The organism is Sphingomonas sabuli (genome assembly GCF_014352855.1).
Taxonomy (GTDB): Bacteria; Pseudomonadota; Alphaproteobacteria; order Sphingomonadales; family Sphingomonadaceae; genus Sphingomicrobium; species Sphingomicrobium sabuli.
The window spans coordinates 1,109,271-1,125,844 of record NZ_CP060697.1 but is presented as its reverse complement, the minus strand read 5'-3'; the positions used below and the strand labels follow the sequence as shown (position 1 = coordinate 1,125,844).

General features: G+C 64.8%; 16 protein-coding genes. 6 read left to right on the top strand and 10 right to left on the bottom strand.

What is annotated here, in order from left to right; translation table 11 throughout:
• Positions 1-108 precede the first annotated feature (108 nt).
• Complete coding sequence (locus H8M03_RS05690) at positions 109-1,410, top strand: right-handed parallel beta-helix repeat-containing protein (RefSeq protein WP_187480767.1); 1,302 nt, start codon at positions 109-111, stop codon at positions 1,408-1,410.
• Here H8M03_RS05690 and H8M03_RS05685 read toward each other — a convergent pair.
• From H8M03_RS05685 to H8M03_RS05650, 8 genes are all read right to left on the bottom strand, one after another.
• The gene (locus tag H8M03_RS05685; protein ID WP_187480766.1) at positions 1,316-2,668 is read right to left on the bottom strand and encodes a capsule biosynthesis protein; all 1,353 of its coding nucleotides are present in this window, start codon (positions 2,666-2,668) and stop codon (positions 1,316-1,318) included. The genes H8M03_RS05690 and H8M03_RS05685 overlap by 95 nt on opposite strands.
• Positions 2,665-4,065 (bottom strand): capsular polysaccharide export protein, LipB/KpsS family, encoded by a 1,401-nt coding sequence (locus H8M03_RS05680; protein ID WP_187480765.1) that lies wholly within the window; start codon positions 4,063-4,065, stop codon positions 2,665-2,667. The genes H8M03_RS05685 and H8M03_RS05680 overlap by 4 nt, the downstream gene beginning before the upstream one ends.
• A gap of 79 nt (positions 4,066-4,144) precedes the next feature.
• Entirely contained in the window at positions 4,145-5,014 is an 870-nt protein-coding gene (rfbA, locus tag H8M03_RS05675; protein ID WP_187480764.1) for a glucose-1-phosphate thymidylyltransferase RfbA, read from the bottom strand.
• Positions 5,015-5,908 (bottom strand): dTDP-4-dehydrorhamnose reductase, encoded by an 894-nt coding sequence (gene rfbD / locus H8M03_RS05670; RefSeq protein ID WP_187480763.1) that lies wholly within the window; start codon positions 5,906-5,908, stop codon positions 5,015-5,017.
• A complete protein-coding gene (gene rfbB / locus H8M03_RS05665) occupies positions 5,908-6,966 on the bottom strand; it encodes a dTDP-glucose 4,6-dehydratase (RefSeq protein ID WP_187480762.1) in 1,059 nt (352 codons plus the stop codon). The genes rfbD and rfbB overlap by 1 nt, the downstream gene beginning before the upstream one ends.
• Positions 6,966-7,532, bottom strand: coding sequence for a dTDP-4-dehydrorhamnose 3,5-epimerase (rfbC, locus tag H8M03_RS05660; RefSeq protein ID WP_187480761.1), 567 nt, complete (start codon positions 7,530-7,532; stop codon positions 6,966-6,968). The genes rfbB and rfbC overlap by 1 nt, the downstream gene beginning before the upstream one ends.
• A gap of 62 nt (positions 7,533-7,594) precedes the next feature.
• The gene (locus H8M03_RS05655) at positions 7,595-8,746 is read right to left on the bottom strand and encodes a glycosyltransferase family 4 protein (protein WP_187480760.1); all 1,152 of its coding nucleotides are present in this window, start codon (positions 8,744-8,746) and stop codon (positions 7,595-7,597) included.
• A 65-nt stretch (positions 8,747-8,811) separates the two neighbouring features.
• Complete coding sequence (locus H8M03_RS05650) at positions 8,812-10,029, bottom strand: polysaccharide biosynthesis/export family protein (protein WP_187480759.1); 1,218 nt, start codon at positions 10,027-10,029, stop codon at positions 8,812-8,814.
• 241 nt (positions 10,030-10,270) lie between these two features.
• On the opposite strand from H8M03_RS05650, the gene H8M03_RS05645 reads away from it, so the two are divergent.
• Genes H8M03_RS05645 through H8M03_RS05635 form a run of 3 tightly spaced genes read left to right on the top strand, consistent with a single transcriptional unit; the run spans position 10,271 to position 12,886 of the window.
• Complete coding sequence (locus tag H8M03_RS05645) at positions 10,271-11,389, top strand: KpsE/RkpR family capsule polysaccharide export protein (RefSeq protein ID WP_187480758.1); 1,119 nt, start codon at positions 10,271-10,273, stop codon at positions 11,387-11,389.
• Positions 11,379-12,194, top strand: coding sequence for an ABC transporter permease (locus H8M03_RS05640; protein ID WP_187480757.1), 816 nt, complete (start codon positions 11,379-11,381; stop codon positions 12,192-12,194). Before H8M03_RS05645 ends, H8M03_RS05640 begins: the two co-directional genes overlap by 11 nt.
• The gene (locus H8M03_RS05635; RefSeq protein WP_187480756.1) at positions 12,191-12,886 is read left to right on the top strand and encodes an ABC transporter ATP-binding protein; all 696 of its coding nucleotides are present in this window, start codon (positions 12,191-12,193) and stop codon (positions 12,884-12,886) included. Before H8M03_RS05640 ends, H8M03_RS05635 begins: the two co-directional genes overlap by 4 nt.
• On the opposite strand, the gene H8M03_RS05630 is transcribed toward H8M03_RS05635, so the two are convergent.
• A complete protein-coding gene (locus tag H8M03_RS05630) occupies positions 12,883-13,578 on the bottom strand; it encodes a hypothetical protein (RefSeq protein ID WP_187480755.1) in 696 nt (231 codons plus the stop codon). The genes H8M03_RS05635 and H8M03_RS05630 overlap by 4 nt on opposite strands.
• Entirely contained in the window at positions 13,568-14,638 is a 1,071-nt protein-coding gene (locus H8M03_RS05625) for a GSCFA domain-containing protein (RefSeq protein WP_187480754.1), read from the bottom strand. The genes H8M03_RS05630 and H8M03_RS05625 overlap by 11 nt, the downstream gene beginning before the upstream one ends.
• A 196-nt stretch (positions 14,639-14,834) precedes the next feature.
• Here H8M03_RS05625 and H8M03_RS05620 point away from each other — a divergent pair, with 196 nt between their 5' ends.
• Together H8M03_RS05620 and H8M03_RS05615 are read left to right on the top strand one after the other, a co-directional pair.
• A complete protein-coding gene (locus H8M03_RS05620) occupies positions 14,835-15,623 on the top strand; it encodes a sulfotransferase family 2 domain-containing protein (protein WP_187480753.1) in 789 nt (262 codons plus the stop codon).
• 24 nt (positions 15,624-15,647) lie between these two features.
• The gene (locus H8M03_RS05615) at positions 15,648-16,553 is read left to right on the top strand and encodes a hypothetical protein (RefSeq protein WP_187480752.1); all 906 of its coding nucleotides are present in this window, start codon (positions 15,648-15,650) and stop codon (positions 16,551-16,553) included.
• Positions 16,554-16,574 lie beyond the last annotated feature (21 nt).

The window sequence follows — 16,574 nt, the reverse complement described above, 5'->3', positions numbered from 1 at the left end:
CGGGGCAAGGCGCCGTCCTCGCCGCTCTAAAGTTGCGAGGCGGCTATGTCGAGAACGGGCGGCAACCCTGGATTTGGATCGTAACCCCATTCCGCGCGTCTTACCGCCATGGTTCAGCTCTCCCGCCGCTCTGTCCTGATCGGATCCGCGGCCGCCGGTGCGGCCTCGATTGCCGTGGCCCAGTCGCCGGTCCTAAAGCTGCTTGGCCAATCCAGCGCCACGCAGGCACCGCGGACTGCTCCCCGATCGCTCAGCGTGCGCGATTACGGTGCGCGCGGCGACGGCGTCAGCGACGATCGGCCGGCGATCCAGGCGGCCATCGACGCGGCCGCGAAGGCCGGCGGCGGCACGGTCTATTTCCCTGCCGGCACCTATATCGCGTCCCGCACCGGAGAGACGGCGGTGGCGATCACGCTGAAAAGCGGCGTTACCCTGCAGGGCGCCGGCGTCCGGTCGGTCCTCAAGCTTCGCGACGGGGACGGCGGACATCTGGTCAACGCCACGCGCGAACGCAACTGCGGCGTGCGCGACATGGTGCTCGACGGTAATCGACTGCGCCAGCCATCGTCGGGACACGGTTTTCGCTCGGGCGGCGTAGCAGGCCTGACCCTGACCAATCTGATCATCCGCAACGCCTTCCACTACGGCATCGGACTCGAAGGCGGGACCAACCGCGACGTGCTGATCAAATCGGTGACGGTCGAGGATTGCGGCGGGGACGGGATCGACATCAAGAACAAGAACAGCGACGACACGGCGGTTACGATCACCGACGTCACCGTCCGGCGCTGGGGTCTTAACCAGTCGCGCGACACGCAGGCGGCGATCGATTGCCGAGGGCCGGTGCGTCTGACGAACATTCGCGTCAGCGAGCCGGGCTCCGAGGACGCGGCTGGCATCCGCATGCGGCAGGGCGAGGTCAACCAGATCAACGGTCTTGGCGCGCATAATTCGCAGGTCGACGGCTTCGACGTCCGCATGGGGCAGGGCGGCCGGGCGCGGATCGGCGTCCACGTCGCGGCCCGTTCGGTCAGTTTTTCCAACGGCACGGTGTCCGGGGGCATGCGCGGGGTGATGGTTCAGGACAGCGGCTTCCGCGGGACCAATCTCAGCGTCAACGGCTGCCGCGACGAGGGCATTCTCATCGTCACGCGCGGGCGCGGCCTCGACGGCGACGACGCGACCCTGACCCGTTGCCGCGTGACGGGGTGCGGTGAGGACGGGATTTCCATTGACGCGCAGCGGGCGACGATCGTCGATTGCCGCAGCAACGGAAACCGCGGCCATGGGCTGCGTATCCGGCAGACGGCGGGCGCTACCCGTGTCGTCGGCGGGGATTTTTCCGCGAACGGTGCAGGACCGATAGCCGACGCGGGCGTCCGCTCGGAACTTGCTTTGCCGGGATCGTGACGCCGGGCTTAGCCGTCGGCTGAACGTTGGTTTGCGTGACGGGTTGGGGCTCGCGCACGTCCAGGCGACGCAGGATGGACATGACCAGGGCTTCGACCGCCGATTCGCTGGCCAGGCCGCCGCGCACCAGGCAACGATCGACAAGGACTCGGCGGAACGCCTCGTAAACCCCGGGCTTGGGCGCCGTCGGGTTGCGCCAGAAGCTGTCGAGATGCTCCTGATGGGTCAGTCCGGGCATGTCGTAAATCGCTTCGCCCACCGTGCACACCGCCGTCCCCTGCTGAAGCGCGACGGTTGCCGACGTGCTGTTCACGCACACCAGTCCCCGCGCGTCGCGGGCAAGATGGTCGAGATTGCCGCCGTCGATGATGTGGACCCGGCCTTCCAATCCGAGCTTCGCCTTGATCCGGCGCACGAACAGGTGCCAGTCGAAGAAGCTGGAATCCAGCGGGTGGGTCTTGAGCACCAGATGCACGTCCGATGGCGCATTGGCGGCGAAACTTTCGATCACATAGGTCGCCGCGCTCTGCATGTCCGGGAACAGAGAATGCGTGCGGATCTGGTAGTCGGTCGACAGCTGGAGCGGGAACATGAAGTAAGACGCGCCCTTGATGCGCTCCAGAACCTCGCCGGTCTTTTTCAACCGCAGCTTATCGGTGGCAAACTTCCACAGCCAGCCCAGCCCTTCGAGCGGGATCGATCCCGGCCGGTGCGAACGGTAATGCGGGAAGGCGCCAAAGACGCGGCCGGCCACAACGGCCTGGTAGTGGAAATAGCTGTCGCGGGCGCGGCGGCGGAAGCTGGCCGTGATCGACGGCAGGTCGGGTTCGGCCGGTAGGCGCTTGGCCTCCTCGAGAAACCACTTGCTGTCGCGCGGCAGGGTGGAGCGCGCATTCACCGCCTGCGGCTCCAGCGTCATCCAGTCGGGGCGCAAATAACCTTCTTCAAGCACGTGCGTCCGTACGCCGCGCAGCTCGGCGAGACCGAGTGCCGAGGCGTGATAGGGGCGGCAATCGCCGAACACGACGAGGTCGGTGACATCCTTTTCGCACAGGAACCGGTCGACGAAGGCCGGCCATTCCGAAAATCGGCCACGGAAGGTCGCGCTGGGATCGCGCCAGTCGCGCACGTCGCCACCGCAGATGTTGATCCGGTGCACGGTCACACCACGCACGGTCATCGCCGCGCCAAGGCGGCGGAACAGCGGCCCAGGGGGCCCCTGCAGGAACAGGAATGTTCGTTTCGCGCCTGTTTTCATGCCCGCAATGCCAACGCCACTCGCTTCAATTGCCCCTGTAAACGCCGTAGCGTCACAAGCGCGCCATTGCCCGAGGCGTTCCCGCCTTCGGACAGCCTGTGTATCAGTATTTCGGGGGGGCAGGGTAGCCCCGTCGTCGGGTCGAGGTAGCGCGGGTAGAGCAACAGGGCGCCCGCAACCAGTTCATCCAGCGTCAGTTTTGCCGTCCGGCGTTCCGGAACCTGCCCAAGATCCGTAGTCAGACCCCAGCCGGCGAAGAAGGGCACGCCATAGGTCGTGACCGGCTTTTCCCTTAGCAATGCCTCGAAACCGGCGAGCGAGGTGTTGACGTGAACCTCGTCGACCGCTGCCAACAGACCGGAGACCGCCAGGTCCCGCACCACCTCGTCGGCAAGCGTCAGAACAACCTCGTCCGATATGGCGCCTTTGCGATGGCCGGCTTCGACATCGGGGTGGGGTTTGTAGAGGATATGGGCATCCGGGGCGCGCTCCCGTACCCGCCGCAGCAGCTCCAGGTTCGTTCGCACATTGCCGCCGCCGGACAGGACGGACCGGTCGTCCTCGACCTGGCCGGGCACCAGGATTTGCCGCTTAGGGCCACGACGCCGCTGGGCGGGCTGGGCGGCGGTGGCATATTTGCTGATGCCGCTCGCAACGATCACCTCGCGCAGTCGACGCGCGCGCTCGAGGATGGCGTCGTCGAACTCGCCCGCCTGCAAGATGCGTTCGAGGTCGCTTGTCTGGCGCGGATCGAAATAGATGCCGGTCTCGTCGACCACGATCGACAGGGGCGGGACGCAGTCGGCTCCCAGGCCGGCCGAACGGATGAAGCCGTCTTCCACCTCCAGAAACGTCGTGCCGGCGGCTTCCAGGCGCGCCAGCGCGGCCTTGGGCGTGCGCGATTTCCACACCGCTACCCGGCCGTCGGAGCCCAGATCATCGGCCAGTCGGGCGAAGCGGACCGGCTGACCGCTCCACAACAGTGGCGCCACGGTCGGGCGCTTCCAGCGAGCGAAGCCGACGGCAGCGGTGATCCTGCGATTGTTGACGATCAGCGCACGCCAGAACCCGCACAGCTCGATCGTTGCCGCAAGGCTGCTGGCTTGCCCGGTGAAGGGGTGGAAGTAAGCGAAAGGGTCGACCACCGCCCTGTGGAAGGCGTCGCGGTCGCCTGCCGCTATGGCCGCGGCCAATCGATCCTCTGCGGTCTCCCCATCGGCGCCGGACCGCCACGGGTCGCGGTCCGCGTCCCAGAAGCTGCCGCCCACCTTGAGCTGGGCGGTGCGCGCCATCAGCCGGTCGAGAGTGGCGTCGTCGAGCCGCTCGCCGTGCCCCGGCCGCGCGAGCGCCGGGGCCTTCGCACCGGGAAAGGGCGGCGCGCGGAAGAACGGTTGCAAGGAGGCGGCAGGCTTGGCGATGGCTCGGTTCCCTGTTGCCGGCCGGCAGGAGTCTGCAGCCGCCGCCGCGGCCGGTCAATCAGCCGGCGTCGGGGAGGTTCTGCAGGTAACGGGCGTAATCGCTCTTGCCGAGCCGTTCCGACGCGCGGATCAGCCCGTCGTCGTCGATGAAGCCGCCGCGCCAGGCGATTTCTTCGGGGCAGGCGACCTTCATTCCCTGCCGCCGCTCAAGCGTGCCGACGAACTCGGCGGCTTCGAGCAGGCTGTCCGGCGTGCCGGTGTCGAGCCAGGCGTAGCCGCGGCCCATCACTTCGACCTTGAGCTGGCCGCGCTCGAGATAGGCGCGGTTGACGTCGGTAATTTCGAACTCGCCGCGCGCCGACGGCTGGATATTGGCGGCAATGTCGACCACCTGTTCGTCGTAGAAATAGAGCCCCGTGACGGCCCAGTTGGACTTCGGACTGGCCGGCTTCTCCTCGATGCTCAGCGCGCGCATGTTGTCGTCGAAATCGACCACGCCGTATCGTTCGGGATCGCTGACGTGATATGCGAATACGGTCGCGCCCGACGTTCGCCGGGTCGCGCTTTCCAGCAATTCGGCCAGACCATGGCCGAAGAAGATGTTGTCGCCAAGCACAAGGCTGGACGGGCCGCCGGCGACGAAATCCGCGCCGATGGTGAAGGCCTGGGCCAAGCCCTTCGGCTCCGGCTGGACCGCATATTGGATGTCCATGCCCCATTGCGACCCGTCACCGAGCAGGTGCCGGAAGCCGGCGCTGTCATGGGGCGTGGTGATGACCAGCACTTCACGAATGCCGGCCAGCATCAGCGTGGTCAGGGGATAGTAGATCAGCGGCTTGTCATAGACCGGCATCAGCTGCTTCGAGACTGCCAAAGTCATCGGGAACAGGCGCGTGCCGCTGCCGCCGGCGAGGATGATGCCCTTCACTTAACGTCCTTGGATTGCGGGTTCGGGTTCGAGCAGGCGGGATACTACAGCCGCGGTCGATTGGCGCCAGTCGGGCAGCGCAACGCCGTGCATCTCGCGCAACCGGCTGCAGTCCAGCCGGGAGTTGGCCGGGCGCCGGGCCGGCGTCGGATAATCGGCGGTGGCGATGCGATTGACGGTGGCGGACGGGCCGCCGGACCGCGCGGATTGCGCGAATATCTCTTCCGCGAACTCAGCCCAGGTCGCTTCGCCGCCGGCGGTCATGTGGAACGTGCCGCGCAGGGCCGGATCGTCCGACCGGGCAAGGTTAGCGGCGACGGCAAGCACGCCGTCGGCGATGTCGAGCGCGGAGGTGGGATTGCCGCGCTGGTCGGCGACAATGCCGAGCTCGTCGCGCTCCCGGGCCAGCCGCAGCATCGTCTTCACGAAATTGCCGCCAAACGGGCTGTAGACCCATGCCGTTCGCAGGACGGCCGCATTGTCGTGCGCGTCCAGCACGGCGCGCTCGCCAGCCAGTTTGGACGCGCCGTAGACACCGGTAGGGCCGGTCGGGTCGCTTTCGACATACGGCTCGGGCTTGTCGCCGCTGAACACATAATCGGTGGACAGATGGATAAGCGGTACGCCGAGGCGATTGGCGGCCCGCGCGACCGCTCCCGCACCGCGCTCGTTGATCGCGAAGGCCAGGTCCCGTTCGCTCTCCGCCTTGTCGACGGCGGTGTAAGCGGCGGCATTCACGATGACGTCCGGCCGGACCGCCTCAATCGCGGCAACGATGACGTCGGGTTCGGCGACAAGGTCCAGGTCGGGCCGGCCGAGCGGGACGATATCGTCGCCACGTTCGGCGAGCGAACGAACGACCTGTCCTTCGCGCCCGGTGACGACGATCCGCATTAGCCGTTGGCGGACTTCAGTAGGCCGAGCCGCTGGCCGGCGTAGCGTTCGCGCAGCGGCTGCCACCACCATTCGTTATCGAGATACCATTGCACCGTCTTTTCGATGCCGGTGTCGAAATTCTCCCGCGCGCGCCAGCCGAGCTCGTCCTCCAGCTTCGACGCGTCGATCGCGTAGCGGGCATCGTGGCCCGGCCGGTCGGTGACGAACTCGATCAACTCCTCGCGCGGGCGGTTGGACGGAGCCAGCCGGTCGAGCACCTCGCAGATGCGGCGCACGACATCGATGTTCTTACGCTCGTTGCGCCCGCCGACATTGTAGGTTTCGCCGGTCCGTCCCTTCTCGGCGATCAGGTCGAGCGCGCGGGCGTGATCCTCGACGTAGAGCCAGTCGCGGACGTTCTCGCCCTTGCCGTAAACCGGCAATTTTTCGCCCGCGAGCGCATTCAGGATTGTCAGTGGAATGAGCTTCTCGGGGAAGTGGTACGGCCCGTAATTGTTGGAGCAATTGGAGACGACGACCGGAAAGCCGTACGTCCGGTGCCACGCCTTGGCGAGGTGGTCGGACGAAGCCTTGGACGCGGAATAAGGCGAGCTCGGGTCGTAGGGCGTTTCCTCGGTGAACAGCCCGTCGTCGCCAAGCGATCCGTAAACCTCGTCGGTGGACACATGAAGAAAGCGGAACGCCGCCTTGTCCTCGTCGTCGAGCGCGGCCCAGAAAGCTCGCGCCACTTCCAGCAGGGTAAAGGTGCCGATGACGTTGGTCTGGACGAAATCCGCAGCGCCGGTGATCGACCGGTCGACATGGCTTTCGGCGGCCAGGTGCATCACCCGCTGCGGCCGGAACTCGGCAAACGCCCGTTCCATCGCGTCGCGGTCGCAGATGTTGGCTTCCAAGAAGCGGTAATTGGCCTTGCCTTCGACATCGCGCAGCGACGGCAGGTAACCGGCGTAGGTCAGCGCATCGACGTTGAGCACCTCATAGCCCTTGTCGAGCACGAGGTGGCGAACCAGCGCCGAGCCGATGAAGCCGGCGCCGCCGGTAACGAGAACGCGCATCACTGGTCTTCCATCGTGAAATATTCGGGCAGGTCGGCCAGCGAGGGCTGCTGCCGATCCTTGGCCGACAGGGTGCCGGCGTCAGCGACGTCGGGCCAGGCGATGGCGATGTCGGGATCGTCCCATGCCACGCCCTTGTCGTTCTCCGGGCTGTAATAGCCGGTGCAGCGGTAACCGATGACCGTGTCGGGCTCGAGACTGCAGAAGGCGTGGCCGAAGCCGACCGGCACCCACAGCTGGTTGTTTTCTTCCGGCGTGAGCTTCGCCGAAACCCACCGACCGAAGGTGGGCGACCCGGTGCGCAGGTCGACCGCGACGTCGAGCAGGCTGCCGGCGAGGCAGCGGACAAGCTTGCCCTGCGGCTTGGGGTGCGACTGAAAGTGAATGCCGCGAATGGTCCCGGTCTTCACACTCAGCGACTGATTGTCCTGAACGAACTCGACGGGGCCGGTGCGCTCGGCAAAATCCGCGAGGCGGAAGATCTCCGAGAAATAGCCGCGCTCATCCTCGATCTTGCGCGGGCGAATCTCAAGCGGGCCGTCGATTTCGAAGGTTTTGAATTCCATCAATCTTCCAAAAGTCTGCGCGGGCGTCGCTTAGCCGAATGGGACGTGGATTCAAGGCGCGGCTAGATTTGCCCAAGCCAGCGTTCGACCCGTTCAAAGTGCGATTGCCAGTCGGGCGGGCGGTATCCGCGCATGGCCTCCAGCTGCCGCTCCCGCTCCGGCGAGGCGCCGGTGAAGTCGCGCACGGCGCTTTCCCATGCGGAATGATCGGCGGGGTCCAGATAGGTCGGTATCGCGCCGACAATCTCCCGATAGACGGGTAGGTCGCTGGCAATCACCGGCGTGCCCAGTTCGAGCGCCTCGATCACCGGCAGGCCGAACCCTTCCGCGAAGGACGGCATGAGCAAGGCGCGGGCACCTGCCAGCCAGCTGGCTAGCGCGGCGTCGTCGCACCGCCCCAGTTCGCGCACGTTCCCGCCAAGCGTGTCCGGCGCATCGAGCCGCTTGGTAACGGCTTCGGCCCGCCAGCCGCGCTGGCCGATAATCACCAGTTCGGGCGCGTCCGATCCCAGCCGCTGCCACACGTCGAGCAGGAGCAGGTGGTTCTTGCGGCCCTCGATCGTCCCGAGGGTGACGAAATAGGGCCGGGGTTGCCGGCGCGGTACGACATCGGCGGGAATGTCCGGCCCGCTGATCCACGCCACCGTCGTCGGCGGCATGGCAAGGCCGCGGGCGGCGGCAAAGGCGGCAAGGTCGTCCAGCGTCGCTTGCGAATTGGCGACGATCCCGGCCGCGCTGCGCAGGGCGTTGGCCATCCGCCGTTCGTGCTTGTCGGCTTCGCCCGGCCGGCAGAATTCCGGGTGGGTAAGCGGAATAAGGTCGTGAATGAGATAGATGGCGCGCGCGTTATGGCGTTCGATCCACTCGACCAGCGCGCTGTCGTCCAGCCCGGTGTGCCCGGCGTTGAGCAGGATCATGCCCGGCCGCGGTGGTGCCGAGCGCAACCGCGCGAACCCGCGCATGGCCAATAGCACCAGCCCGGTTCGAAAGCCGGCCGTACCGCGTTCGATCAGCGTGAAGAGGCGGTCGGAGTCCGCAGCCGACAGGACGTAGGTTCGGCCGCGCCTCTGCACCAACGCGAGCGACCGGCCGCCAAAGTTGCGCACGTACTCCAGGCAGACGCGGTCGATACCGGTGGGCAGCCGGCCGCTCCACAACCGCCACAGCAGTCGGGAAACGTCGAGCAGATACTCGCGGCGGGCAGCTTCGGTCATCGGGGCGCGTCTATGGGCTGGCTCGATCAAACTCCAGCCGGGGAAGCGGCCGGGGCGGGATCGGGTCAGTTGATCTGGCGACCGACGTTGAGCACCGGGAAAGCCATCGAGGCGACGATGCTGACGAACCGCTGCAGATCGGCCAACGGCGCGCGCGAGACATAGAGCACGTCGTCATCCTGGATCGGGAAGCTTTGCGCGACGAAGAAGGTCGCCGGGTTCGACATGTCGACGCGATAGATCACCGGCACGCGGCCATCGGGCGTGCGGCGCGCGGTCGCGGCCATCGCCGGGTCCAGTGCCGCCGGATCTTCCAGACGGAAGATGAAGGCGCCGCGGACGTCGGCGCGGTCGTCCTTGAGCCCGCCGACGCGGCCCAACGCCTGGGCCAGAGTCAGGCCGGTGCTTTCAAACGGAATTTCCGCGCTCTGGCCGGTCTGGCCAAGGGCGATGAAGCTGAACGGCTGATACAGCGCGGTGACCACGTCGCTCGGCGCCAGGCGAATGTTCTGCGACGGATCGGAAATCACCGCTGCCAGCGGCAACACCGCCACCTCGCCGCCGCGCGACACCTGGATGGTGGTCTTGTCGACCGGCTGCTTCACGCCGCCAGCGCTGGCAATGACGTCGAGCAGGCGCTCGCCCTTCGGGGTGAGCGATACGCGGGTGCTTTGGTTCACTTCGCCAACGACGGTCACAGTCGAACTAGAATTGGAGGCGATACGGACGGCGACCTGCGGATCGTGCGCCTTGCGGGACAGCCGCGAACGGATCGCGTTTTCGACCTGTCGTGGGCTTCGGCCAACGACATCGATGGCGCCGGCGAAAGGCACCTGGATGGTGCCGTCGTCGCGCACCATCATCGAGGGAATGGCGTTGCTCTGCGACATGCCGGGCGCGGTGAGGACGGTCGACGTGCTGCCCGACGACAGGCTGGACGTCGCACCGAACAAGACGGCGGGCGGTGCTTCCCAGATCGTCACTTCAAGCACGTCGCCGGGACCGATGACGGTACCCGCCAGCGGCGCATCGCCGAACGCCTGGGAAAACAGGCTGGTGCGGTGGGCGGCAAGCACCCGCCGGGCGACGGTGTCGGTGACCTCGATGATCTGGATCTGCGAATTGTCGATCGCCTGCGCGTTGGCCCTGGTGATGGTCTTCGTGGCCGGGCCGTTGGCACCCAGCGACGAGCAACCGGCAAGGGCGGCAAGCGCGAGGCCCGCAAAGGCAGCCTTGCACCAGGAGCGGCTTACGCGGCGACGATTGGCCTGCGATTCGTACATGATTTCTCCGATCGGGATTTGTCTTGCCCTTTAAAGGGCTTGTCGGTTGCTCTCAACTCCCAAACGCCGGGTGCGGATTGCAATCGCGGCGGCGACAGGGCAAGGGCGTGACGCTTTTCGTGTTCAATCACAGTTCAATAGGTTAGCTTAGGGCCGATCGCCGGCATTCCAGCCAGGGCACGGGCAAATCAAGCTTATGCAAGTATTACCCATTTCATCGGACGGTAACGACGAAGAACCGATGGTTCGCAGGCGGCGGTTCCGCGTGCGCACCTTTGCGCGGCCGAACATCCTGTTCCTGCTCGTGGTCGTGATCCCGGTCCTCGCGTCGATCCTCTACTTCGGCTTCATTGCATCGGACGTGTACGTGTCCGAATCACGGTTTGTCGTTCGCAGCCCGGAAAAGCCGCCGGCCAGCGGGTTCGGCGCGATCATGCAGTCGGCCGGCTTCAGCACCGCCAGCGACGAAGGCAATGCGGCGGAATCCTACGCTACGTCGCGCGATGCATTGCGTGCCATCAACCGCAACGACGCCTTCGAAATGGCTTATACCCGGCCGGGGATTTCGATCGTCGATCGCTTCAACCCGCTCGGGTTGGGCGATTCGTTCGAGGATCTGTACGATTATTTCCAGAGCAGGGTGGCGCTTGCCAACAATAGCGCGACGTCCATTTCCACACTGACCGTCCGCGCCTACGACCCCAACGACGCCTACAAGTTCAACCAGCAACTGCTGCAACTGTCGGAAGATACGGTCAACCGGCTCAACCAGCGCGGCCGCGGCGACCTTGTCCGCTACGCCCAGCAGGAAGTGGCGCAGGCGAAGGCGCAGGCGTCGCAGGCCGCCGTCGCGCTGGCCGCCTATCGCAACAAGTCGGGCATCGTCGACCCGGAAAAGCAGGCCGACGTGCAGATGCAGATGGTGTCGAAGCTGCAGGACAGCCTGATCGCGGCCAAGACCGACCTTGCGCAGCTGCAACGCTATACGCCGGACAATCCGCGCATTCCGATCATCCAGTCGAACATCGGCACCATCCAGGGCGAAATCAACCGCGAACTGGGGATGGTCGCCGGCAATCGCCGATCGCTCGCTGCCGCCGCCGTGCAGTATGAGCGGCTGACCCTGGAAAGCGATTTTGCCGCCAAGCAGCTGGCCGGGGCGCTCGCCTCGCTCGAGGAAGCGCAAAGCGAAGCGCGCAAGCAGCAGGTCTATGTCGAAAGGATCGTGCAGCCGAACCTGCCCGATGCCCCGACGGAGCCGGAGCGCCTGCGCGGGATCATCGCCACGCTGATCCTCAGCCTGCTCGCCTACGGGATCCTGCGGATGCTTCTCGCAGGCATCAGAGAACATGCCCAATAGCGGGTCGCCCGCCGAACCAGGGGCGCTCGTTCGACATTCATCCTGGGAAATCTATCGCCGGGTGATCGGCGCGCTGCTGATCCGTGAACTGATCACCCGCTACGGTCGCAACAACATCGGTTTCCTGTGGCTGTTCGTCGAACCGGCGCTGTTCATTATCATTGTCACGATCATTCGTGGCTTCGTGCGCACGACGATGGGCCACAGCGTGCCGATCTTCGCCTTCGCGCTGACCGGCTATGCCTCGCTCTTGCTTTGGCGCAATTGTGCCAGCCGCGGGATCGGCGCGGTCAAGGCTAACCGGGCGTTGCTGTTCCACCGCCAGGTGACGATCGTCGACATCTTCACGGCGCGCATGATCCTCGAGGTGGCGGCGATCACGACCGCAGTCGCGGGGCTGGCGCTCGCGCTGTGGGCTTTTGGACTTCTCGAGCCGCCCGAGGACGTCATCCAGTTTCTCTTCGGGTGGATGCTGCTGGCCTGGTTTGCCATCGGGCTTGGCTTCACCCTCGGCGGACTGTCGGAAAAATGGGAGGTGGTCGGCCGGCTATGGTCGCCGCTGTCCTACATCCTGATGGTCAATTCCGGCGCTTTTTACCTGCTCCAGATCTTTCCGGAGCACGTTCGCAACGCCATGTTGTGGGTGCCGATGCTCAACGCCGTGGAATATATGCGCGACGCTTGGTTCGGTTCGACCTTCACCGCTTACTACGACCTCAACTATCTGATCCTGTTCAACGTTGGCCTGTCGATCGTCGGTTTCAGCCTGGTCCGGCAGGTCGCTTTTGATTCGAGCGACGAATGATCCGCCTCAACAACGTCTGCAAAGACTACATGACCAAGGCCGGTCCGCGCCGGATCCTGGACAACGTCAACCTGACGATCAATCCGGGTGAGCGGGTAGGCATCTTGGGTCAGAACGGCGCGGGCAAGTCGACGCTCATCCGCCTGATCAGCGGCGCCGAGCCGCCGACCACCGGCACCATCGAACGCAACATGTCGGTGTCGTGGCCGCTGGCCTTTTCCGGCGGTTTCCAGGGTGCGCTTACCGGCGCCGACAACGTGCGCTTCATCTGTCGCATCTACGGCGTCGATTTCGCGCCGCGGTTCCAGTTTGTGAAGGAATTTTCAGAGCTCGGCCTCTACATCGACGAGCCGGTGGCCAAATATTCGTCGGGCATGCGGGCCCGCCTGGCCTTCGCCATTTCGATGACGATCGACTTCGACTGCTACCTGATCGACGAAGTGCTGGCTGTCGGCGACGCCCGCTTTCGCGAAAGGTGCCGGGTCGAGCTATTCGAAAAGCGCCGCGACAAGGCGATGCTGATCGTGTCGCACAGCCACCGCTACCTGAAGGGCAATTGCGACCGCTTCCTGCTGTTCCGCCACGGCGCAATCGAAGAACATGACGATTTCACGCACGTCTATTTCGAATACAAGCAGCTGCTCGGCGAAGGCTTCGACACCAAGGAGCAGATGATCGCGGCGATGAATTAGGCCGGGACGGCCAGTTCCTCCGCCAGTTCACGCAGCGCCTTCACCGCATGCTCGCCAATCCACGGATTGGCATGCGCTTCATCCGGACCGGCATATTTGGGCAGCAAATAGCCGTCCGCGTCAGCGACCGGCAGCTCGATCAGCGGTATATTTTCTTCCTTGAGCAGAGCCAGAACCGGCGCCTGGTACTGGCGGATCAGGTCCCACACGAACTTCTCGCCCAGGCGCCTGAAGGCCGGGTGGGTTCGTTGCGGCGGCGGCGCCATGTAAGCGGCCGCGATCAGGCCCCGTTCCTTGAGCGCCCGATAGAAATCCAGAACGTGGACCAGCATGTCGTCGAGAATGGTGTCGAACAGGTCCTGGCTGATCGGCGTCCGGCCGGGTCCGAAGATCTGCCACATGGGGGAATTGAACAGGCTGGTCGCCGACGTTCCCATCGAAACGATGACCCGGCCCTGGCAATCGTTGAGGTCGCGTCCGGCCTGCTGCACCCATTTGCGGTAGTGGGTGCGGTCGGCAAAGATTTCGATGCGCCCGTTATCTTCGATCTCGAAAAACTGGTCGAAGAAGCGCTTGCCGTTGCCCCAGCCGCCGCCGCGCAACAACTGCTTCCCGTCCGCCTTGCGCACGCCCATCAGGAAGGCGGTGACGTGGGAATCGCCAAGAATGTAGAAGGGGTCGTTACTCGGCATAGCTGGCCAGCACCGCTTCTTCGCAGACGACATCGTCCTGGGTCTGCGTCTGGACCGCGTCGGGCCTGCGCTTGGGCATGCCGCTGACGAACGATCCGAAGAAATGCTCCATCACCCGGGACACCGCTTCCGGCCGCACGTCGCGCCAGTTTTCCTCGTAAGCGCGCCCTTCGAAGACCGGCGCGGTGATCAGTTCGTAGGACGGGAAATAATCGACATGGTCCAGCGTGGAGCTGAGATCGCCGGCCACCGCCCGAAGCACGGCCTTGGAATAGGTGGTCGCGGTAATCACGTGCTGTTGATCGTAGGTTGCGGCCAACGGCACCGGCGAAACGGTCAGCAGGAAACGCAGGCCCGGCCGCTTTTGCCGCATGAAGTCGAACGTCCACGCCAGGTCGCGGCGGACGGCATTATAGTCGAAATTGACGAAGTCGTACTTGTCCGGATCGTAATGGCCGATGCCCTGCACGCCAGGCGCGATCGGGAACACCGACCCGTCCGCCTTCGCCCGCCAGCCTTCCGTCAGGCCAAGCGTGAAGACGAACACGTCGATCTTGTTGATCAGTCGGCGCACCTTTTGCAGATGCGCGGCCTGCTGATCGAGCATCTCCTCCTCGCTCGCGAAACCGTTGGGTTCGATATTCGGCCGGAAGGGGTCGAAATAGCGGTCGTCGCGGCGCCATGCCGCTTCGGTCGGCTTGAACCGGTCGAACGCCCGCTCGACCAGCTGGCGCAGTTGCGCGGCAGTGTAGATGTTGCCGTAGCGGGCCGAAAACATGCCGAACCCGAACGCGCCATGGCGATCGGCGCGAAGAAGCTCCGGGGCCGGCTCGACATCGAGAAACGGAAAGCCGCGCGCCTTGAGATTGCGCGCGATATGCTGGGCAAAGCAGCTACCGGCTGTCCCGACCACGTCGTTGGGCCCGATCTTGTTCTTGGGCGACGCGAGCTGGGCAATTTGCGACCGCGGCACGCGTTCGACCGCCGTGCGCCAGAATTGCCGGGAATCGAGCCCGGTATAGGGATGGGGAGGGGGTTGCGTCTGGGTTCGGACGTCCACGGGGCCAGCTTCCTACGCCAATGTATTTGAGCGTGTTAACGCCACATCGATCCGGGCATTGCAAGGACGTTCTGACCGCGTCGCGCAGGGCCTTTTCACCGTGCCGGCATCCGGAACCGCGCCTTGACTTACGTCCCCAGCGCCCGAAAAGAGCGCCAAAATCATTACTTGAGCGGAGTTCCCATTGGGTCACATCATGGCGTTACGGCCGGTCGATACCGGATTGCCCGTGCTGTTCACGCACGTGCCCAAAACCGGTGGCTCGACCATCACCGGCGGCATGTCGATCATCTTCGGTCACGGCAACACGGCGGGGATCAGCACGGCCAAGCCCGACGTCCGTGCCGCGTTTCTGGAGCAGAGCAAGGCGGACGGAAAGCCTTACGTCTATGGCCACTTCCGCTACTCCGACGCGGCCAAGGTTTATGACAAGGCCAATTACATCGTCGCCTTGCGCGATCCACTGGACCGCATCCTGTCCTTTTACTTCATGTTCCTGCGCGCCAATCCGCGCAGCGAGCTGGCCGATCGCTGTGCGCAGGATGTCGCCGGCGACGGGTTCAAGCTGTATCACGACTGGCTGGTGACCCGGCGACGGCAGGACAACCTCATGTGCCGGTATCTCTGCGAAGAGCCTGACCACAAGGCGGCAATTGCGCGGCTGGAGGAAAGCTATTGCCTGGCGTGGGACAACAAGGGCGCGGACCTGGCCTGGCAATATCTGCACCTGCAGCTCCGCCAGCGCGAGGCTCCGACAGCCAGCCTGCGCCGGCGCAACGACGCCCCGGTGGCGGAGGACAGTGCCGACTTCACCTCCGGCGCCCGGCCCAAGGATTATGCGACTTTCCTGCCGCCGGAGCACCGGGCGATGGTCGAAGAGCGCAACGCCGAAGATTTTGCGCTGTACCGCTGGTTCCAGGAGAATAGCGTCGACAGCGTTCCTGTGCGCACCGACACGACGGTGGCGACCGGGCAGCAGGCATGACCGTGCAGACGAAGGCAAGAAACCATGGCGACGATTGATCTCAATCCGGAGGTCGAAGACTATTTCGTCAAGCTGACGCTCGAGGATATCCAGGAGCGTGGCGGCATCGCCGACTTGTTCGAAGAAGGGCGGCTGATCCTCCTCCGGCGCTATCGGCTGCCGTTCGATTACAAGGCGATCGCGCGGCTTTCCAATTCCCTGGACAAGGTCAAGGACCGCGTCCTGAAGAAAAAGCTGAAGAAGCTGACCTCGCTGCATTTCTTCGAAGGCGAGCCGCCGGTCCGGCGCAACGATACGCTGATCTTTTCCGATCGGGTGCGGCAGGCGATGTTCGACGTCATCTGCCGGGGCGATATCGATCGTTTCGAGCGCGCCTCGACGGCGCTGCGGGCGGCGCACGAAGAAGCGCTGCGTCTGTTCGGCATCTGCTTTCCCGACTATCAGCCGTTCCGCCTGGAGGCGAGCGTGCGGCTGTCGCGGACGCTGTTCGAAAATCTGCACTGGGACAACCACTCGATCGACGACGATTTCCATCAGGCGCGCATCTTTGCCAACCTCGACACCCGGCCGCGCATCTGGAGTGTCGGCGAGCAGTTTCCGACCTGGGTCCGCAATCACTACGACGAATACGACCTTGGCCGCTTCGCCGGGCGCGACCCCAACGAAATGCTGCAATTCATTACGTCGGACGTACTTGGCGGGACGCGCAAAACGTGGATGGACCACGAACCACGCCACCGGGTCGCCTTCGACCCGGGCGAGGTCTGGATCGGCGAAAGCCGGCTCATCTCGCACCAGATCAACTACGGCGATGCCGCGCTGGTTTACATGTGGTTCGTCACGCCGGAATCGATGGCCAACAAGGACAACCGGTTCAACGCCAGGGTCGACCAGATTCACCGGGAAATGGCGGACCGGGTAGCAGCCTGACATTGGCCGCGATTGGCCGCG